General features: G+C 68.9%; 18 protein-coding genes and 1 pseudogene. 11 read left to right on the top strand and 8 right to left on the bottom strand.

Annotated features, from left to right (window positions below):
• Positions 1–7: 7 nt before the first annotated feature.
• Complete coding sequence (locus tag L3Q67_RS38980) at positions 8–1,312, bottom strand: ABC transporter substrate-binding protein (RefSeq protein ID WP_499186415.1); 1,305 nt, start codon at positions 1,310–1,312, stop codon at positions 8–10.
• Positions 1,313–1,688: 376 nt separating this feature from the next.
• On the opposite strand from L3Q67_RS38980, the gene L3Q67_RS38975 reads away from it, so the two are divergent.
• From L3Q67_RS38975 to L3Q67_RS38960, 4 genes are all read left to right on the top strand, one after another.
• Positions 1,689–2,735 carry a LacI family DNA-binding transcriptional regulator gene (locus L3Q67_RS38975; protein ID WP_499186414.1) on the top strand — a complete coding sequence of 349 codons (1,047 nt, stop codon included), beginning with the start codon at positions 1,689–1,691 and terminating at the stop codon, positions 2,733–2,735.
• 298 nt (positions 2,736–3,033) lie between these two features.
• Positions 3,034–3,981, top strand: coding sequence for an arabinan endo-1,5-alpha-L-arabinosidase (locus L3Q67_RS38970; RefSeq protein ID WP_499191748.1), 948 nt, complete (start codon positions 3,034–3,036; stop codon positions 3,979–3,981).
• Between the two features lie 40 nt (positions 3,982–4,021).
• Positions 4,022–5,335 carry a BNR-4 repeat-containing protein gene (locus tag L3Q67_RS38965; RefSeq protein ID WP_499186413.1) on the top strand — a complete coding sequence of 438 codons (1,314 nt, stop codon included), beginning with the start codon at positions 4,022–4,024 and terminating at the stop codon, positions 5,333–5,335.
• Between the two features lie 93 nt (positions 5,336–5,428).
• Positions 5,429–6,823, top strand: a complete 1,395-nt coding sequence (locus L3Q67_RS38960) for a pyridoxal phosphate-dependent decarboxylase family protein (RefSeq protein WP_499186412.1) — start codon at positions 5,429–5,431, stop codon at positions 6,821–6,823.
• Positions 6,824–7,127: 304 nt separating this feature from the next.
• Here L3Q67_RS38960 and L3Q67_RS38955 read toward each other — a convergent pair whose 3' ends face one another.
• Positions 7,128–7,637: a CGNR zinc finger domain-containing protein gene (locus L3Q67_RS38955; RefSeq protein ID WP_499186411.1), complete on the bottom strand. Its 510-nt coding sequence runs from the start codon at positions 7,635–7,637 to the stop codon at positions 7,128–7,130.
• Positions 7,634–8,188: a GNAT family protein gene (locus tag L3Q67_RS38950; protein ID WP_499186410.1), complete on the bottom strand. Its 555-nt coding sequence runs from the start codon at positions 8,186–8,188 to the stop codon at positions 7,634–7,636. The genes L3Q67_RS38955 and L3Q67_RS38950 overlap by 4 nt, the downstream gene beginning before the upstream one ends.
• A 192-nt stretch (positions 8,189–8,380) precedes the next feature.
• On the opposite strand from L3Q67_RS38950, the gene L3Q67_RS38945 reads away from it, so the two are divergent.
• Positions 8,381–8,764 (top strand): hypothetical protein, encoded by a 384-nt coding sequence (locus tag L3Q67_RS38945; RefSeq protein WP_499186409.1) that lies wholly within the window; start codon positions 8,381–8,383, stop codon positions 8,762–8,764.
• A 225-nt stretch (positions 8,765–8,989) separates the two neighbouring features.
• On the opposite strand, the gene L3Q67_RS38940 is transcribed toward L3Q67_RS38945, so the two are convergent.
• Positions 8,990–9,442 carry a GbsR/MarR family transcriptional regulator gene (locus L3Q67_RS38940; RefSeq protein WP_499186408.1) on the bottom strand — a complete coding sequence of 151 codons (453 nt, stop codon included), beginning with the start codon at positions 9,440–9,442 and terminating at the stop codon, positions 8,990–8,992.
• Between the two features lie 50 nt (positions 9,443–9,492).
• Here L3Q67_RS38940 and L3Q67_RS38935 point away from each other — a divergent pair, with 50 nt between their 5' ends.
• The gene (locus tag L3Q67_RS38935) at positions 9,493–10,353 is read left to right on the top strand and encodes a Rossmann-fold NAD(P)-binding domain-containing protein (protein WP_499186407.1); all 861 of its coding nucleotides are present in this window, start codon (positions 9,493–9,495) and stop codon (positions 10,351–10,353) included.
• Positions 10,354–10,777: 424 nt separating this feature from the next.
• Here L3Q67_RS38935 and L3Q67_RS38930 read toward each other — a convergent pair whose 3' ends face one another.
• Entirely contained in the window at positions 10,778–12,316 is a 1,539-nt protein-coding gene (locus tag L3Q67_RS38930; RefSeq protein ID WP_499186406.1) for an alanine/glycine:cation symporter family protein, read from the bottom strand.
• Positions 12,317–12,458: 142 nt separating this feature from the next.
• Entirely contained in the window at positions 12,459–12,911 is a 453-nt protein-coding gene (locus L3Q67_RS38925) for a GbsR/MarR family transcriptional regulator (protein WP_499186405.1), read from the bottom strand.
• Positions 12,912–12,991: 80 nt separating this feature from the next.
• On the opposite strand from L3Q67_RS38925, the gene L3Q67_RS38920 reads away from it, so the two are divergent.
• The 3 genes from L3Q67_RS38920 to L3Q67_RS38910 are packed head-to-tail and all read left to right on the top strand — an operon-like array spanning position 12,992 to position 15,295.
• Positions 12,992–13,855 (top strand): ABC transporter ATP-binding protein, encoded by an 864-nt coding sequence (locus L3Q67_RS38920; protein WP_499186404.1) that lies wholly within the window; start codon positions 12,992–12,994, stop codon positions 13,853–13,855.
• Entirely contained in the window at positions 13,852–14,562 is a 711-nt protein-coding gene (locus L3Q67_RS38915) for a fluoroquinolone export ABC transporter permease subunit (RefSeq protein ID WP_499186403.1), read from the top strand. Before L3Q67_RS38920 ends, L3Q67_RS38915 begins: the two co-directional genes overlap by 4 nt.
• A gap of 1 nt (position 14,563) precedes the next feature.
• Positions 14,564–15,295: an ABC transporter permease gene (locus tag L3Q67_RS38910; RefSeq protein WP_499186402.1), complete on the top strand. Its 732-nt coding sequence runs from the start codon at positions 14,564–14,566 to the stop codon at positions 15,293–15,295.
• Positions 15,296–15,344: 49 nt separating this feature from the next.
• Here the strand turns inward: L3Q67_RS38910 and L3Q67_RS38905 are convergent, their stop codons facing one another.
• A complete protein-coding gene (locus L3Q67_RS38905) occupies positions 15,345–15,578 on the bottom strand; it encodes a hypothetical protein (protein WP_499186401.1) in 234 nt (77 codons plus the stop codon).
• A gap of 243 nt (positions 15,579–15,821) precedes the next feature.
• Between L3Q67_RS38905 and L3Q67_RS38900 the strand changes: the two genes are divergently transcribed.
• Positions 15,822–17,873 carry an acyltransferase family protein gene (locus L3Q67_RS38900; protein ID WP_499186400.1) on the top strand — a complete coding sequence of 684 codons (2,052 nt, stop codon included), beginning with the start codon at positions 15,822–15,824 and terminating at the stop codon, positions 17,871–17,873.
• A 112-nt stretch (positions 17,874–17,985) separates the two neighbouring features.
• A pseudogene (locus tag L3Q67_RS38895) lies at positions 17,986–18,408 on the top strand (Na+/H+ antiporter NhaA); the annotation flags it as partial.
• 85 nt (positions 18,409–18,493) lie between these two features.
• On the opposite strand, the gene L3Q67_RS38890 reads toward L3Q67_RS38895, so the two are convergent.
• A complete protein-coding gene (locus L3Q67_RS38890) occupies positions 18,494–19,546 on the bottom strand; it encodes an SPFH domain-containing protein (RefSeq protein WP_499186399.1) in 1,053 nt (350 codons plus the stop codon).
• Between the last annotated feature and the right edge of the window lie 3 nt (positions 19,547–19,549).

Below are 19,549 nucleotides of genomic sequence, written 5' to 3'. Positions count from 1 at the left end.
AAACCTCCTACGACGGCTCGATGACCGTGAAGCCCTGCTGCTTCGCGTAGCCGACGACGTTCTCCTGGGTCGCCGACAGCACGGTGTCCCATTCCCGCTTGCCCGCGACCGCCTCCGCGCAGCGGTCGTTGAGCTCGCCGAAGACGAAGTCCTGGAACGGCGTGTAGTCGAAGTCGCCCAGCTTCTCCGACACCGGCACGAAGATCTCGTTCACCTTCTGACCGGCGAAGAACTCGTAGGCCTTGCCGGTGAACGCGGGGTCGGCGGCGACGTCCTTGACCAGCGGGTAGAGGAATGCCTTGTGCAGACCGATGTCCCAGGCTTGGTCCGAGGTGCCGAACAGTTCACGTGCGACGACGGTCGCCGCCTCCGGGTTCTCGGCCTGCTTGGTCACCGTGAACGTCGAGCCGCCCCAGTCGCCCTGCTCGTCGGCGCCCTTCGTCCACTGCGGCATCGGTGCGACCGCCCACTTGCCCGCCGTGTTCTTCAGCGATCCGGCGACGTAGCCCGGGGTCCAGCCGGCGGCCGCCCACGTCCAGTACTTGCCCGAGTCCAGCGCCGCGGTGGCGTCGGCGGTGAAGAAGGGATCCGTGGCCATGAGGTCGCGCTCGACCAGGTCGCCGTAGAACTCGATGACCTTCTCGCAGGCCGGGTTGGTCAGGTCGATCGTGACCCGGTCCCTGGCCTCGGTGAGCGAGTAGCCATAGGGCCGGCAGCCGGCCTGCCACATGAGCCCGTTGAGCCACCCGCCATCGCTGCCGAAGCTCGCGATGAACGCGTCCGGGTCGACGGCCTTCATCCGCTCCGCGGCCGTGGCGTACTCGTCCCAGGTCGCCGGCACCGGGATCTTGTGCTGGTCGAAGAGGTCCTTGCGGTACATCAGCGCCATCGGGCCGCCGTCGACCGGGATGGCGTAGACCTTGTCGCCGTCGGTGGCCTGGCCCCAGGCCCATTCCGCGTAGCGGTCCTTGTCCTCGCCCGCGCCGTATTCGCCCATGTCGACGAGGGCGTCGAGGACGAGGAAGGTCGGGATCTGCTGGAACTCCACCATCGCCACGTCCGGCGCTCCGGTGCCGGCGGTGAACGCCGTCTTCAGCTTGGCGTACTGGTCCGGGCCGGTGCCCACGTTGGTCCACTTCACCTGGATGTCGTCGTGGGAGGCGTTGAACGCGTCGACCACGCCCTGGAACTCCGGGTACCACGCCCACACCGATACGGTCACCGGCCCGCCGTCGGACCCGCCGTCCTCGCCGGCGCAGGCCGCGACCGCGAGCAGACCGGCGGCGGCGAGAACCGACGCCGCCTTTCTCAAGCACCTGATCGCTGGCATGGGGCGCCTTTCGGCCGGGCCTGCCACCCGGAGGCGGGCAGCCGACATCACGGAAAGTGATCGATTCGCGGAGAGCAAGGTGGGGCGGCTATCCGTCCCGCTGTCGCTGAGCGTCGGTGAGGACTGTGTGCCGCGGTGGGCAGGGTCTGGCCGATCCGGCCGTTGCTGCCGCCGTGGAACCGGATTTTGCTGCGCTGCAAACAGTATGCATCCCGCTTTGCTGCGCTGCAAGACCGGCTGTCGCGGCATCAGGTGGTCCACCGGCCTGGTCCGGTTGTCGTGGCGAGGACCTGACGTGCACACTTCCCGCAGGGCCGCCGGGCCGAACCGGAGGCAAGGTCCGGATGGAGGAGTGGTCATGCGGGACGCTACTCTGCGTGATGTTGCCCGGATCGCGGGTGTGTCCGCCCGGACGGTGTCGAACGTGGTGAACGGCTACGCGCGGGTCACCGAGCACACGCGGCAGAAGGTGGAGCGGGCTCTCCTCGAGCTCAACTACCGGCCGAACGTGCTGGCCCGCAACCTCGCGCGTGGGCGCTCCGGGCAGATCGCGGTGGTCGTGCCCTACCTCGACACGCCGTACTTCTCCGAGCTGTTGCAGGCCATCATCCCGCCGGCCCGGGAACACGGCTACAACGTCCTGATCGACCAGACCGACGGTGACGCGGCGCACGAACGCGAGCTGATCAGCCGCGGCGCGCGTGCCTTCCTGTTCGACGGGATGATCCTGAGCCCGCTCGGCCTGGCGCAGGAGGACCTGGTCGAGATCGACCCGGACCTGCCGCTGGTGATCCTGGGAGAGCGGGTCTCCAACGGGGTCTTCGACCATGTGGGCATCGACGACGTCGAGGCGTCCCGGGCGGCCACGGCGCACCTGATCGGCCTCGGCCGGCGCCGGGTCGCGGCCATCGGCGACCAGCCGTACCCGACCGGCGAGGCCGCGCAGTTGCGCACCCGTGGCTACCGCCGCGCGCACGCCGATGCCGGCCTGCCCGTCGACGAGTCGCTGATCATCCCGACGCCCCGGTTCAACCGCGCCGACGGTTCCGGCGCCATGCGCGAGCTGCTCGCCCGCGAGGACCCGCCGGACGCCGTGTTCTGCTACAGCGACCTCGTCGCGCTCGGCGCCCTGCGCGCCGTGCTCGACCACGGGCTCCGGGTGCCGGAGGACATCGCGCTCATCGGCTACGACGACATCGAGGAAGGCCGCTACTCCAACCCGACCATCAGCACGATCTCCCCGGACAAGGCCGCCATCGCCACGACCGCGGTGGAGCGACTGGTGCGGCGCATCGCCGGCGCGGAGCCGCCGCACGGCATCGAGGTGCGCGCCGGCCACCGGCTGATCGCGCGGGAAAGTACGGTCGGCCGGACTGTTGCCGAGAACAGTGCGAAAACCTCCTGAGTGGGCGCCCGGTTCCGATTGATCTTGTGGCATCGCAGTTCACTCGGTGAATCAACTCTCCACAGTGGATCCACATACGGCTGCCCAGTGCTGTTAGCGATAACAGCGAACTCTTGTTCGCCGCCGCGACATGTGCCTATCGTGCTGGCGACGCCTCCGGTGGAGATGACCCGGGGCGATACCAAGGTTCCTGCTCGCAAGGAGGCGACGCATGGGTCCGCGCACGCACCCCACAGTCCCGGCACCACCTCGGTCCCGACACCGACGGGCGATCCCGGCCACCGCGGCCATCCCGTGGCTGAGACCCGTGGCGGTCCTGCTGGTCTCCCTCGCGCTCACCGTCGCAGCGGCTCCGGCCGCGTTCGCCTACCCCTTGCCCGGCAGGGTGACCGGCGACGTCGGCGTGCACGACCCGAGCGTGGTCAAACGGCCCGACGGCAGCTACCTGGTCGCCCACACCGGCAACGGCATCACGCTGAAGACCTCGACCGACCGCACCGCGTTCCGCAACGCGGGTTCGGCCTTCCCCAACGGGACGTCCTGGGCGAACCCGTACACGGACAACAGCCGCAACCTGTGGGCGCCGGACCTGTCCTACCGCGACGGCCAGTACCACCTGTACTACTCGGCCTCCACGTTCGGCTCGAACCGCTCGGCGATCTTCCTGGCCACCAGCCCCAGCGGGAACTCCGGCACCTGGACCCACCGCGGTCTGGTGATCGAATCCCGGACGTCGGACAACTTCAACGCGATCGACCCGGACCTGGTGGTGGACGACCAGGGCCGCTGGTGGCTGAGCTTCGGCTCGTTCTGGTCCGGCCTCAAGATGATCGCACTCGACCCGGCCACCGGACTGCGCGCCGACTCGACGGTCCGCAGCATCGCCGGCCGCAACGGCGGCGCGATCGAGGCGCCGAACATCGTCAAGCGCGGCAGCTACTACTACCTGTTCGTGTCGTTCGACCAGTGCTGCCAGGGCGCCGCCAGCACCTACCGGGTCATGGTCGGCCGGTCCACCAGCGTCACCGGGCCCTACGCCGACCGCAACGGCACCGCCCTGACCTCCGGTGGCGGCACCGAGATCCTGGCCGGACAGGGCAGCGTGCACGGCACGGGCCACCAGGACGTGTTGGCCGACAGCGACAGCGACGTCCTCTTCTACCACTACTACGCCGACAACGGCGCGTCGCTGCTCGGCGTCAACCTGCTCGCGATCGACTCCGCGGGCTGGCCCTACCTGCACTAGGGAGAACTCGTTGATACCGCCTGACATCCGGGAGTAAGTCATGGTCACGACGGGCAGCGGTGCGTTTCCGCGCCGGACCGCACTCGGCCTCGCCGGCGCCGCAGGAGCGGCGGCGATGCTCGGCGTCTCCAGCCAGGCCGTAGCCACACCGCTGCTCGTCGCGCCCAGCGGCGCCTGGTGCTGGTTCGGCGGCCCGAGAGCGGTGCACCACCAGGGCCGGCGGAAGCGCACCTACATCGGTTTCATCACCGATTCCGGCGAAATCACCGTCGCGCAGTACGACCACGCGACCACGCGCCTGACCCATGCCGTGCTGGCTGAGAACTTCGAGATCGACGACCACAACAATCCGGCGATCCACGTGCTGCCGGACGGCCGCCTCGAGGTGTACTGGACCGCGCACGCGAGGAACATCCCGCTGTACTACCGCCGATCCAGGCTCCCCGAGGACATCACCGGCGGCTGGGAACCGGCCACGACCATCACCACGAACACCGAGGGCCAATACGGCTGGACCTACACCAGCATCGCCCAATTGGCCGCCGAGAAGGGCAGGAAGTACCTGTTCTGGCGTGGCGCGGACTTCAACCCCGCCTTCAGCACCACCGTCGGCGACGGTGGCCAGTGGACCGAAGCCCGGTCGCTGATCCAGGTCCCCGGCCAGCGGCCGTATGTGAAGATGTGCACCAACGGCCGGGACACGATCCACTTCGCCTTCACCGACGGGCATCCCCGCAACGTGCACACGAGCGTCTACTACATGTACTACCGGGCCGGGCACCTCCACCGGGCGAACGGTGCACGCATCGGCCCGCTCGGTACCCCGGTGAGGCCATCGCAAGCGGACAAGGTCTATGACGCGACAGGCCGCCCCAAGTCCTGGATCTGGGAGATCGCGACCGACCGCGGTGAACGCCCGGTCCTGGTCTACGCCAACTTCCCCGCCGACACCGACCACCAGTACCGCTACGCGCGATGGGACGGAGGTCGCTGGCACGACCACCGGATCACCGCTGCGGGAGATTCGATCAGCGCGGACGGCAAAGAACCCCACTATTCCGGCGGGATCTCGCTCGACCACACCGATCCCTCGACGGTGCTGCTTTCCCGGCAAGTCCCCGGCGGCCGTCACGAAGTCGAACGGTGGCGCACCGCCGACGGCGGCTACACCTGGACGAGCGAACCGGTAACGCGGAGCTCCACCGAGCTGAACGCACGTCCTTTCAAACCGGTCGGCCTGCCAGGGGACGGCGCTATGAGCGTGCTGTGGATGGCCGGTGAGTACCCGAGCTACGTCGGCTATCAGACCCGCATCATGGCTCTCGGTGCGGACGGGCAGGCATTCACACTCTGAGCGTCGAGGATCCGCCGTCATCAGCCGGCCGCGGTGGAACTCGGGGGCCGATTTCCGCTAGTCCTCAGTGGACTCCGGTGTCAGGGTGGGGCCATGGCCGACGCCGATGTTCGTTCCCTGCTGCACCACACCGCCGAGCTGGCCGGTGCCTACTTGACCGCTCTCGATCGCGGCCCTGTCGGGCACCGGTCGAGTCGTGAGGAGTTGCGTGCGGCGTTGGATGGGCCGGTTCCCGAGGACGGTGCCGAGCCGGTGCGGGTGGTCGAGGAGCTGGTGCGTGATGTGGCGGGTGGCTTGCTGGGTTCCGCGGGCGGGCGGTTCTTCGGCTGGGCGATCGGCGGCACCGTTCCGGCCGCGCTGGCGGCGGACTGGTTGACCTCCGCCTGGGATCAGAACGCCGCGCTCTACGCCTGCAGCCCGGCCGCGGCGGTGGTCGAAGAGGTGTGCGGGGCCTGGCTGCTGGAGTTGCTGGGGCTTCCCGCCGAGGCGTCGGTGGCGTTCGTGACGGGCACTCAGCTGGCGCACGTCACCGCGCTGGCCGCGGCCCGGGGCAAGTTGCTGCGCGAGCGCGGCTGGGACGTCGAACGCCAGGGGCTGTCCGGCGCGCCACCGATCCGGGTGCTCACCGCCGGGCACCAGCACGGCTCGATCGACAGGGCGGTACGGGTTCTGGGGCTGGGCACGGAGTCGATTCGCGCGGTCGGTGCGGATGCGCGCGGGCGCATCGACCTGGCCGGGCTGGAGCGGGAACTGCGCGCGCGAGACGTGCCGACGATCGTCTGCCTGCAGGCGGGGAACCTCGACACCGGTGAGTTCGACCCGTTCGAACCGGCGTGCCTGCTCGCGCGGGAGCACGGGGCGTGGGTTCACGTGGATGGCGCTTTCGGCCTGTGGGCTGCGGTCAGCCCCCGCCACCGCGAGCTGCTGGCCGGGGTCGGACTCGCCGACTCCTGGACCACGGACGGGCACAAGTGGCTGAACCTGCCCTTCGACAGCGGCTTCGCCATCATCGCCCATCCCGCCGCGCACCGGGCCGCGATGTCGTTTCGTGCCGGGTACCTCATCCACGCCGACGACGCTCGCGACCAGCTGGACTGGAATCCCGAATGGTCCCGGCGCGCACGGGGTTTCGCCTGTTACGCGGCGATCCGTTCACTGGGCAGGCAAGGCTTGCAGGACCTGGTCGAACGGTGCTGCGCGCACGCCGAACGCCTGGTGACCGAGATCGGCGCCTTGCCGGGCGCGCAGATCCTGTCCGGCCCGCGGCTCAACCAGGGGCTCGTGCGGTTCCGGGCCGCGGACGGCGCGCACGACGACCGTACCGACACCGTCATCGCCCGGATCCAGGGCGAGGGCACGACCTGGTTCGGTGGCACCACGTGGAACGGCGTGCGGGCGATGCGGGTCTCGGTGCTCAACTGGCGCACCACCGAACGCGATGTCGAGCGCGCCATCGCGGCCGTGCGCGCCGCGCTCAGCCACAGCTGAAGCCCGGTCACCGCCGGGTGAAGGACTGCGTCAAACCGCGCTGCGGTCGCCGAGCACGATGGCTCCTGCGGCCCGGCGCGCTCCAGGTGGAACTGCGTGAGCGCTTCGACCGAGATCAGTGGGCGCAGCGGCCGCTGGAGCCGCACCTGGCGGTGTTGCTGCTCGCTGGCTCATCGGCGTCACGCCGAAGCGGCTGGCCCGCATCCACCGCTTCGCCGCGGTCGGTGCAGCGGTTGAACGTCGCCGGCTTCGGGCGCCGTCACGAGCGACGACCGTGGTTCCATGGTCGGGAAGAGCGCCTGCGTCAGGCTTGAGTGCGACGGTAGTACGCCGCCTGGCGGGCGCGGTGGCCGCACGAGTTGTGGCACCACCGCCGCCGGTGGTGCGTTCGCACGAACAGCAGGGGACAGTCGTCGCTCTCGCAGAGCCGCACCGGCCGGACGTCCGCCGACGCCACCACCTGCACGCAGTCCTCGGCCAGTGTGGCGAGCAGGACGCGGTCACCGATCCGCGTCTGCGCCGCCGTCGCACCCGAGGTGAGCTGCCACACCGACGGTGCCGCCGCCGCGCACTGGTTGATCAGCCGGACATCCGCGAGGTCGAGTGCGGAACCGGCCGACACCGCCAGGAAAACCCGGCGCACCGCGTTCCGAAGCTCGATCAACCCGCCCTCCGGCACGATATGACCGGGCGCCACCTCGGCGACCCAGCTCCGCGCGGTCTCCGGATCGGCGAGGAAGTCGAACTCGCCGTAGAGCGTGTTCGCGAACTCCACGGAGGCGGACTCGCCGAGCAGCGGCAGCTCGACGCTCACGGGCGGTCCAACCGGTAGACCACGTGCTCCCGCGTCTCGGCGGGATTGTCCGGCTCCAGGTCCGCCACGCCGACGCGCCGGAAACCCGCCTTCTCCAGCGCACGCCACGACGCCACATTCCGGGCGTGCACGGGTACCAGGATCAACTTCGCCGCAGGCAGGTCGCGCCAGGTGTCGGCGGCGATCTGGGCGATCATCCGGCTGCCCAGTCCCAAGCCGGTCAGCTCCGGCGGCCCGATCAGGTAGTCGATGGTGACCGCGCCCTCGGGCACCGGCATCGACGGCGCGAGCTCCTCGACGTACTCGGGGTAGTCGTGCCAGAAGGACCGCTGCACCAACCCGAACGGCGTGCCATCCGCGCTGACCAGCAGGTCCTCGCCCGGCTCCGCACCGCGGGCGGACGCGCCGAAGTCGCGCTCGAGCGCGTCCGGCGTCGTCTCGTGGTGCCACCAGTGGTGCACATAGGGCTGCTCCAACCAGGAAGCGAGCAGCGGAAAGTCGGTCGTCCGCAGACGGCGGAAGGTGATACGGGCAACCGAAGTAGCAGACATACGATCAGCCTAACTGATGGGTGAAATAAATATCACCCATCAGTCCGCGTGCGACGGTTCAGCGGCGACGAGCGCGATGTCGCCGATCCCCAAGCCACCGTGACCGCGGGAACTCCGTGGCCGGTCCGCGCCGAGGTTTGCCTGCTCGCGCTGCCTGGGTAAGTCCTTCGAGCGAAAAGACTGGAGGCATACTTGAAAACCTGGAGCTTGGTGCTGGGCGGACTCCTCTTCGTGGCCCTCGGCGTCCTGCTGCTGTGGACGGGCTCGCCGCTCCACGGCCTGATCGCCCTGTTGTTCAGCGTGATCAGTTTCCTCGCGATCCCCGCGGCCAGGGCACAAAGCCGAGGCGAACCCCCGTGGCCCCGCAAGCGGCTGGTCTACGCCCTCATCGCCCTGTGCCTCGGTGTCGTCATCGGCGGGCTGTTCCTGGTCTTCGCCCCGGACGGGGGTACGACGTCCGGCCGTCTCCTGTCGCCGGACACACCTGCCGAGGTGCGCCTCCTCGGCGGTGCGCTGCTGCTGGCCTCCCTGGCCGGGCTGATCACCGTCAGCCGCCGGATGACCCGGCAGCGGTGACCCGCACCGCCAAGCTGACCGACGACATCCGTCCGATGCCCGCAGGTCGAACAGACCGCCAGGCAGCGCAAGATCCGGGACCACCCTGCTCGCACGGAGAAGACATCAACTCCGTACGTCATCGGTGAGGACGCGGAACGCCTTTCGGCGCCGGTGGGCAGGCAGGCGAAGCTCGTCGTCCTTATCGTTCGAAACCCGGGAACCGGCCGGCTGGGTCGCCGATGGTCATCGGTGGCGTTCCCGGTCCCAGCGGTCGAGGAGTTTGGGGAATTCGCGGCCCATGAAGGCGTACATGTCGCGCATCGACTCCAGCCTGACGCGGCTCTTGGGGTTGCCCCCGGCAACGGCCAGCCCTTGCTCGGCGAGTTCCGCGAATGTGGTGAATTCGGCCATCTTCGCCCGGAACGCGCGGCCGAAGACGTCCTCGGTCAGCCGGTAGTGATCGCGGCGCCCGCGGGGTGGGCGGAAGCGCTCGACGAGCCCGCCTCGTTCGAGTAGCCCCAATGCGACGCTCATGCTGCTTTTGGCCACACCCAACCGCTCGCACAACCCCGGGGCGTCGGCGGAATCCTCCGGATCGACCAGTAGCAGACCGATGACCCGGCCCGCTGTGCGGCTGAGCCCCAAGCGCTCGAAGTACAGCCCGGCATGCTCGACGAACTCTTCGACACTGGCCACAGCCAAAGCCTACTCTGTTCGGAACGTTCCGAACAAAGTAGGCTTCTTGCGTGCTCACCATCGCCATCACCGGCGCCAATTCCGGGATCGGCCTGCGCGCCGCCCGCGTCCTCGCCGCCGCCGGCCACCAGGTACTGGCACTGTGCCGGGACCCCGGCCGAGGCCGCGCTGCGCTGGCGGACATCAACGCGCACGCGACGTGCCCGGCCGTCCTCATCCAGATCGACCTGTCGATGCCCGACTCCATCGGCGCCGCGGCCGAGCGGCTCGCGCAGAGTGCCGACCGGCTCGACGTGCTCATCAACAACTCCGCCGTCTTCGATCAAACGCTGCGCGAGCCCCAGTTCACCGAGCAGGGGCATGAACTGTTCTGGGCCACCAACCATCTTGGACCCTTCCTGCTCACCGCGCGCCTGAGCCCGTTGCTCGCCGCCGCCGGCAAGCCTCGCGTGATCAACGTCGCCAGCAAGGGACTGCTCTCGATGCCACGCATCCGGGTCCGCTTCGACCAACTCGACGACCCGAGCTGGTACAGCCCGACCCGCGCTTACTACCACGCCAAACTCGCCCAGATCATGACCACGTTCTCCCTGGCGGGCAAAGGTGGAGGGCGGCTGGAGGCGACCTGTGTGCGCGTGCCCGCGGTACGCCTCGACCCGGATCGGGTGAAAGCCATGCCTGCGCTGCTGCGCGCCCTGTACACACCCAAGAACCGCTTGGCGGTGCCCGCCGAACGCCTTGGTGAAACCTACGCCCGCCTGGCCACCGGGAAAGGCAGCCCGCCCGGCCTCTACGTGGACGAAGCCCTCCGTCCAGTCCGCGCGCCCGCCTTCGCCTACGACGAGGCCGCCCGCGAACGGCTGTGGGCGGTGTCCCAATCCGCCACCGGCAACCCGGCCTGGACGTGGTGACCGGACCATGTCGCCGAGCCGCTGACGGAGAAAGTGAGATGGCCGGCCGACTCGGTGGCAAGGTCGTGCTCATCACCGGAGCCGGCGCAGGTCGAAGGCCGGGCCACAGCCGAATAGTTCCGCGCCATTCCACAACGTCCGCTCATCAGCGTAAGGCGTTCTGTGTCAAGCAGATGGTCGGTGCCTCGTCCGTCGTCGGTCCCTGTGTAGCGGTCACGGGGGTGATCCCAGCAGCGTGTAATCGGGGCGTCGTCAGCAAGGTGGTTCGCGAGCTCGCGGGGGAGTTCGCCACCGTGCCACCGTCCGGCATCGTCGGCACGGTCGTCGCGGCGGCTGACTCGCTGGGACGTGGCCGGTCGCGCCAGGTGGTGAGCACGCGAAACCGCTCCCACCGTCCACGGTGGACGATGGGAGCAGCCGCGGGTTACTTGGCCCGGACGATTTCTCCGCTGTGGCGGCGTTCGCGGTAGTCGCGCATTTCGCGTTTGACGATCGGCGCGAGCAGGTAGAGCCCGGCGATGTTGAACAGTGCCAGCAGGAACAGCACGGCGTCGGCGAAGTCGAGCACGCTGCCGAGGGTGAGCACCGAACCGGCGACGACGAAGAGGCAGAACACGACGTGGTAGAGGCGTTCGCTGAGCAGGCTCTTGCCGAACAGGTAGGTCCAGGCCTTCTGGCCGTAGTAGCCCCAGGTGATGATGGTCGACACGGCGAAGAGGACCACGGCGACGGTGAGCACGTAGGGGAACCACGGCAGCACGGTGGCGAAGGATTCCGAGGTGACCGTGACACCGTCGGGGGTCTCGCCGCCGGCGAACACGGTGGCCTTGGCGTCGGTCCAGAACTGGGTCTTGGCGATGATCACGGTCAATGCGGTCATCGTGCAGATCACCACGGTGTCCACGAAGGGCTCGAGCAGGGCGACGTAGCCTTCGGTGACCGGGTGCTTGGTGCGCACCGCGGAGTGGGCGATGGGCGCGGAACCGAGCCCGGCTTCGTTGGAGAACGCCGCGCGCTGGAAACCCACGATCAGGGCGCCGATCGCGCCACCCGCGACGCCTTCGGGGGCGAACGCACCGGCGAAGATCTCGCCGATCGCACCGGGCACCGCGTCGAGGTTCACGCCGATGACGATCAGGCACGCGGTGACGTAGACGATCCCCATCGTGGGTACGAGCCTGCTGGTGACCGCGCCGATGGACTTGATGCCGCCGATCACGACCGCGCCGACGAACGCGGCGAGCAGCAAGCCGAAGATCAGCGCGGCGCCATCGCCGCCGAGCAGGCCGTCGTCGCCACCGGTGACGTCGCGCAGCTGGGCGAAGCTCTGGTTGGCCTGGAACATGTTGCCGCCGGCGATGCCGAAGAACAGGATCATCACCGCGGCACCACCGGCCAGGACCCGGCCGAGGGTCTTGCCGGTGGCGTTGGGGAAGCGCTCGGCGATGCCCTTGCGCAAGTAGTGCATGGGCCCGCCGGAGACGGTGCCGTCGGCGTGGACCTCGCGGTACTTCACGCCGAGGGTGCACTCGACGAACTTGGTGCACATGCCGAGCAGGCCGCACAGGATCATCCAGAACGTGGCCCCGGCGCCGCCGACGGTGACCGCGACCCCGACACCGGCGATGTTGCCCAGCCCGACCGTGCCCGACAGCGCCGAGCTCAGGGCCTGGAAGTGGCTGATCTCGCCGGGTTCGTCGGGCTTGGTGTACTGGCCACGGGCGATGCGCGTGGCCAGCCGGAAGGCGCGGAACTGCACGAATCCGAAGTAGACGGTGAACGCCGCGGCGGCGATGACCAGCCAGGCGACGATCCAGGGGAAGGTGACGCCGAAGACGGTGACTTCGGCGAAGACGAACGCGGACAGGCCTTCGGAAATCGGGTCGAACACGGTGTTGATCGCGTTCTCGATCCCGGACAGCGTGCCGCCTTCGGCCGCCAGTACGTGGGGTGAATCAGACATGGTGCGCAAGTGGACCGAATCGGGCGCGAAGATGCAAGGGATTCGCCGACTTTTCAGATGTTTGTCATCTTCTCCCGCTGATCGCGGGGGTGCGGATCGCCAGGTCCCGTCGGGTGTAACTTCCCCCTGCCCGGGGAGCTCGTCAGCGGTTCAGCCCGGCTTTCCACCGGTCGATCAGTGCGGGCAGTTCGGCCATCAGGTAACCGTAGAAGTCGCGCATCTCGACCAGCCGCCGTCCGGCGGGGCTGGTTTCGCCGGTGACGGCGATGCCTTCGTCGGCGGCCCGCTGCATGGCCTGGACGACCTGGTTCTGGCTCGACATCAAGGTGGCCCACGCCCCTTCGCGGAAGCGGAAGTGCTCGCGGCGGCTGCCGGGTGCGGGCACCTTCTCGACCAGCCCGACCATGGTCAGGTTCTTGATCGCGGTGGACACCGTGCCGGGGCTGATCACCAGGCGCTCGGCGATCTCTCCCGCGGTCATGGTCTCCTGATCGGCGAAGAGCAGGGCGCTGAGCACGCGCGCGGTCATCCGCTGCATACCGCCTCTGGTCAGGGTCAACGCCAGTCGCTCGGCCGCGTCGGTGGTGTCCGCCATCCCGCTCCTCCCGTATTTTGACGACATCTTAACTCTCTCCAATATTCGCAAAGTTGCGAAAACTCGATACCTTGCTCAGTATGACAGTGATCGAGGTCAGTGCGCTGACCTTCAGTTACCCCGGCAGCGCCGAGCCCGCCGTGCGGGGCATGGACTTCGCTGTGGGCCAGGGGGAGATCTTCGGCTTCCTCGGACCCAGCGGCGCGGGCAAGTCGACCACGCAGAGGATCCTGATCGGCCTGCTGACCGGCCACGGCGGCCGGGCCGCGGTGTGGGGCCGGGAACCCGCCGAGTGGGGGCAGGACTTCTACCACCGGGTCGGGGTGTCCTTCGAACTGCCCAACCACTACCAGAAGCTGACCGCGCTGGAGAACCTCGAGTTCTTCGCCTCCCTCCACAGCGGACCTGTCCGGGATCCGATGGACCTGCTGGACTCGGTGGGGCTGGCCGGGGACGCGCACACCCGCGTCGGCAAGTTCTCCAAGGGCATGCAGATGCGCCTGGTGTTCGTCCGCGCGCTGCTGCACGACCCGGACCTGCTCTTCCTCGACGAGCCGACCTCCGGACTCGACCCGGTCAACGCCCGGATCGTCCGCGACCTCGTGCTGGCGGAGAAAGCTCGCGGGAAGACGGTGTTCCTGACCACCCACGACATGGCCACCGCGGATCAGCTGTGCGACCGGGTCGCCTTCGTCGTCGACGGCCGGATCGCGACCCTGGACTCGCCGCGAGAGCTGAAAGTGGCCCGCAGCCGCCGCCAGGTCCGGGTCGAATACCGCGACGCCGGCGACGCCGTCACCGGCACCGAGTTCCCGCTCGACGGCCTCGCCGACAACGCCGACTTCCTGCGCCTGCTGCGGGATCAGCGGGTGGAAACCCTGCACAGCAAGGAAGCCACCCTGGACGACGTGTTCGTCGAGACCACCGGACGGAGCCTGCGATGAGCCGGCTCGGTGCCGTGCTGCGCTTGGAGCTGCGACTGCAGCGCCGCTACAAGTTCGCGCACGCCGCGGTGTTCTCCGGGGTGATGTGGCTGGCGCTGCTGCTGCCGATGCCGCCCGGCCTGCGTGCCGCGGTCGAACCGTACGTGATCCTCGGCGACCTCACCATCGTCGGGTTCTTCTTCATCGCCGGAGCCGTGTTCTTCGAAAAGGGGGAGCGCACGCTCGACGCCGTCGTCGCCACGCCTCTGCGGTTCGGCGAATACCTGGCCGCGAAGGTGATCGGCCTGACCGGGCTGTCGGTGCTGCTCGCGGTCGGCATCGCCACCGCGACCAGCGGCGTGGACTACCACCTGCCGTTGCTGGTGACCGGCACCGTGCTGGGCACGGTGCTCATGCTGCTGGTCGGTTTCCTCAGCGCGCTGCCGTTCGCCTCGGTCAGCGACTGGGTCATGCCCGCGGTGTTCCCGATCGCGCTGTTCAATCTGCCGATCCTCGGTTACGCCGGTCTCTGGGACACCGGCTGGCTCTACCTGGTGCCCACCTACGGGCCGCTGCTGTTCTTCGGCGCCGCGTTCGACCAGCTCACCCTGCAGCCCTGGCAGATCTTCTACGGCCTGGGCTATCCGGTGCTTGCCGCGGCGGGATTGTGGCTGCCGGCCCGGCGGTGGTTCGACAAGTACCTGATCGCGAAGACAGGAGACGCCTGACATGAGCACCTTCGCCGCACTCGGGCGCAACGACCTGCGCGGCGTCCGCCGCGACACGCTGCTGGTGGGCCTGTTCGTCGCCCCGCTGGTCTGGATCGCCATGGTCCGCTTCGGCACCCCGGCGGCCACCACACTGGCCGCCGGCGAATTCGACTTCGACCTCACCCCGTACCACCCGCTCATCCTGGTCGGCTTCCTGCTGCTGACCAGCGCGATCGTCGTCGGCGGGGTGATGGCGCTGCTGGTGCTCGACGAACGCGACGCGGGCACGCTCACCGCCATCCGGGTCACCCCGGTATCGATGGGCAGCTACCTCGGCTACCGCTCCGCCACCACCGTCGGCGTCACCCTGCTGATCGTGCTCGGCACGATCAGCGCGAGCGGCCTGTTCCCCGCCCGGCTGATCCCGGCGCTCGTGCCGATCGGCCTGCTGACCGGGCTGTCCGGGCTCGTCGTCACGCTGGTCATCCTCGCGGTGGCCACGAACAAGGTCGAAGGGCTCGCGGCCATCCGCGCGCTCGGCATCGTCATCGCCGGACTGCCGCTGCTTCCGGCCTTCGTGGATTCGCCGTGGCGGCTGGCGTTCGGGGTGGTGCCCACGTTCTGGCCCACCGAGGCATTCCTCGCGGCGGTCGACGGCACCACCTGGTGGCCGTACCTGGCCGGCGGGGTGGTCTACCACGCACTGGTCATCTGGCCGCTCTACCGCCGGTTCACCCGCTCCACCGGGTGACGCCCGCGGAACACCGCGGCCGCGAACACCACTGCCGATGACGACGGGGTCATGTCCGGCCGGAGAGGGTGTCGCCGTACGGCACGGCCTGGATCACCAGCTCCGCCGAAGCGGCGTCCTGGACCACCAGGCGCATGGTGGTGACCCGCGCGATCACCCCGTCGGGGAGATCGATGACCGAGCCGGGCGGCAGGCAGACCGCTCCCGGCAGCCGGACCAGTTCTTCGCCGCGGAGCTGGTCCCGGATGACCGTGGTGATCGCGTCCAGGTGATCGGTGCTCATGGGGAGGCCTTTCGTCGGCGCAGCAACAACGCTGCCGACCAGACTTCCCGGCTCACCTGCGGTCAACCCTGACGGCCTGGCCGGTGCGCTCCCGTTACCAGGGGCGGCGCGGCGAGCTGACCTGGCGATTTGCCCTCGATCGGGTCCGTGAGGCATCTTTACCCGCGGAGCGCCGGGAAGTCTGGTCGGCAACCTCGTCCTCGCGAACGCGGGTCGAGGACGTTGTCGAGGGCGGAGAACGACGTGGCGCTGATCCTGACGCGTGGTGTGACGCCTGCGGGGAACCCTCCCAGGCGTTACCGGCCGGAGCTGCAGGGACTGCGCGCGGTCGCCGTGGTGCTGGTGGTCGTCTACCACGTCTGGTTCGGCCGCGTCTCCGGTGGCGTGGACGTGTTCTTCCTGATCTCGGGCTTCCTGCTGACCGGTCAACTGGTGCGGGCGAGCGAGCGCGGTGGCATCGGTTTCCGGGAGTTCTGGGCACGGCTGATCAAGCGGCTGTTCCCCGCCGCCTTGACCGTGCTGCTGGTGGTGGTCGCCGCGTCGGTGCTCCTGCTGCCGGAGAACCGCTGGTTCCAGACCATCCGGGAGATCTTCGCGTCGGCGCTGTACGTGCAGAACTGGCGGCTGGCCGCGGATTCGGCGGACTACTTCGCCCAGCACGACACCGCGAGCGTGGTGCAGCACTTCTGGTCGCTGTCCATCCAGGGCCAGTTCTACCTGGTGTGGCCGCTGCTGGTCGCGGTGGTGGCGCTGCTGGCCGGACGGTTCCGGCGGAACGTGGCCGCGGCCTTGCTCGTGGTGTTCGCGGCCTCGCTCGCGTACTCGGTGGTGCTCACCGCGCTCGACCAGCCACTGGCGTATTTCCACTCGCTGACCAGGATGTGGGAGTTCGCTCTCGGTGGCCTGCTGGCGATGGTCATCGACCGGATCACCCTGCCCGGGTCCGCCCGCCTGCTGCTGGGCTGGCTCGGCATCGCCGGTCTGCTCTCCTGCGGTCTCGTCCTCAGCGTCGGCGCGGTGTTCCCGGGATACGCCGCGCTGTGGCCGCTGCTGTCGGCGGCCGCGGTGCTCGTGGCCGGCGCCACCGGCAGCCGGATCGGGGCCGACCGGTTCCTCAGCACCCGGCCGATGCGCTACCTCGGCGATCTGAGCTACTCGCTCTACCTCTGGCACTGGCCCGTCCTGGTGCTCTACCTCGTCGCGGGGGAACGCACCGAGGTCGGACTGGCCGGAGGCGTGGGGATCATCGCGCTCTCGGTGGTGCTGGCCGTGCTGACCTACCACTTCATCGAAACTCCGCTGCGTGAATCCCGGATCGGGGTCACGCGCCGCTGGGGGGCTTACCGGTTCGCCGCGCTCGCGATGGTCCCGGTGCTGGTGGCGGCAACAGCGTGGCAGGTCACCTCGCAGTGGAAGGCCGACGCCAACGCGCTCGCGGTCGGCGACATCGACCACCCTGGCGCCAAGGCGCGGGAGCCGGGTTTCGAATACTGGGGTGCGCAGAACGCACCGCTGGTGCCGTCGTTCGTGGCGTTGTCCGACGAATACGCGCACGTCGATGAGAACAGGTGCACCACCGCGCAACGCAGCGAGGAACTCGTGGTCTGCGTGAACGGACTGCCGGACAACCCGGTCCGCCGGATCGTGGTCGTCGGCGATTCCCACGCCCAGCAATTCCTCGCCGCGCTGCGCCCGGTCGCCGAGCGGAAGAACTGGCAGATCATCTCGATGCTGCGCGGTGGTTGCCCTTTCTCCACCGATTCCGAAGCCGTTCCCGGAGACCAGCCCTGCATCGACTGGAACGCCGCGGCCGCCGACGAGATCGTCGCACTCGCTCCCGACGCGGTGTTCACGATCGGTACCCGGGATGTCCGCGTGGGAGTCACCGAGCACGTCCCACCGGGATTCGTGGCGCAATGGCGCAAGATCGACGCGGCGGGCATCCCGGTGCTCGCGGTGCGGGACAATCCGCGCTACGACTCCTCACCCTCGGCGTGTGTCGAGGCCAACGGCCCGGCGGCGGCGGAGTGCAGCACACCCCGGGCCGACCTGCTGGCACCGGAACCGCCCTACGTGACGATCCCTGACCTGCCACCGCGAGTGTCCTTCTTGGACTTCAGCGACTACTTCTGCGACGCGGAACTGTGCCCGCCGGTGATCGGCAACGTGCTGCTCTACCTCGACGACAACCACATCACCGCCACCTACATGAGCACCATGTCCAGCATGGTCGAAGAAGCCGTCGAAACCACCCTCGGCTGGCGGGAGGAAGTGTCATCGGACTCGGATCGGTGAAGCTCGGCGGCAGGCCGTCACGCCTTCGTGCCCCTCGATTTGCCCCAGGCCGATCTTTCGGCATCTTCGCGCGTGGAGCGCCGGGAAGTCTGGTCGGCATCCCTGACCCGGCCTGGCCGAGCACTTCGAACACCGGATCCGGCCGTTGTCCTCGGCGTTCGCCGTGCCCGTGTTCGCGCTGTTCGCCGCAGGTGTCCCGCTCGGCGGCTGGGACGGCCTGCGTAGCGCGCTGACCGACCCCGTGGCCCTCGGTATCGTGGCCGGGCTGGTGGCGGGCAAGCCGATCGGGATCTTCGGCGCCACCTGGCTGCTGGCACGCTTCACCCAAGCCGACCTGGACGAGGGACTGGGCTGGATCGACGTGCTCGGCGTGGCCGTGCTCGCCGGCTCGCTGCTCGCCGCCCTGCTCGCCACGATCATCCTGCGCGCCCGCAACCGGGTGTACCGGCGGATCCACGAGCTGGAGAACCTCGACGAAGACGCCGACGGCATCCCCGACGTCTACGAACGCCGAGACGAGCAGGGAACCCCTTGAGCACAGGCCTGAGCGGGTCTCGTCAAGCAGGCAGCCCGGCAGCCCATCGGTGATCTTCCTGTCGGGCCACACGTCCTGGTGGCTGTCAGGCTTGTAGCGCCTCAGTGCCATTGGCGTTGATACGCGCGGTGCCGGAGCGGTCGGCCTCGGCTGCGTCGGCGACCGCGTTCGCGGCGGCTTCGGCGGCTTGCGCCGCATCGTCCGCCGCACGCACGGCCAGTTCGTCGGAAGTGGCGGTGTCGCGGGTGGCCGGGGACTGGGGGAGGGCCTCGGTGAACGCCCGGGACACGCCCTGGAGCGCGGAGGTGACCTCACTGGGGATCACCCAGAACGTGTTGCCGGGCCCCTGAGCGAGCTGAGGCAGCATCTGGAGGTACTGGTAGGCGAGCAGTTTGGGGTCGGGGTCGTTGCGGTGCACGGCCTGGAACACCTCGTCGATGGCCCGGGACTGCCCTTCGGCCTTCAAGATTTCCGCGGTCCGGTTGCCTTCCGCGCGCAGCACGGCGCCCTGCTTGTCGCCCTCGGCGGTGAGGATCTGCGACTGGCGCTGTCCCTCGGCACCGAGGATGGCGGCGCGCTTGTCGCGCTCGGCCCGCATCTGCTTCTCCATCGCGTCCTTGATGGACTGCGGCGGGTCGATGGCCTTGATCTCCACGCGGTTGACCCGCAGACCCCACTTGCCGGTGGCGTCGTCGAGCACGCCGCGCAGTTGGTTGTTGATGGTGTCGCGGGAGGTGAGGGTGCGTTCGAGATCCATGGAGCCCACGACGTTGCGCAAGGTGGTGACGGTGAGCTGCTCGACGGCCTGCAGGAAGTTGGCGATCTCGTAGGCCGCGGCGCGGGGATCGGTGACCTGGAAGTAGAGCACGGTGTCGATCTCGACGACCAGGTTGTCCTCGGTGATCACCGGTTGCGGTTGGAACGAGACGACCTGTTCCCGCAGGTCGATCACGGGGTAGACCCGGTCGACGTAGGGGATGACGAAGTTGAGGCCGGGTTGCAGAGTGCGGTGGTAGCGGCCGAGACGTTCCACGTTGCGGGCACGTGCCTGGGGGACGATGCGCACCGCCCGCAGCACGGTGAAGGCGGCGAACACGGCGATGAGCATTCCGGCGATGAGGAAGGCGGAGAATTCCATCGG

The sequence above is a fragment of the Saccharothrix sp. AJ9571 genome (genome assembly GCF_021725495.1).
GTDB classification, from domain to species: Bacteria; Actinomycetota; Actinomycetes; order Mycobacteriales; family Pseudonocardiaceae; genus Amycolatopsis; species Amycolatopsis magusensis.
The sequence above is the reverse complement of the archived record's forward strand: the minus strand, read 5'-3'. Positions and strand labels throughout refer to the sequence as shown.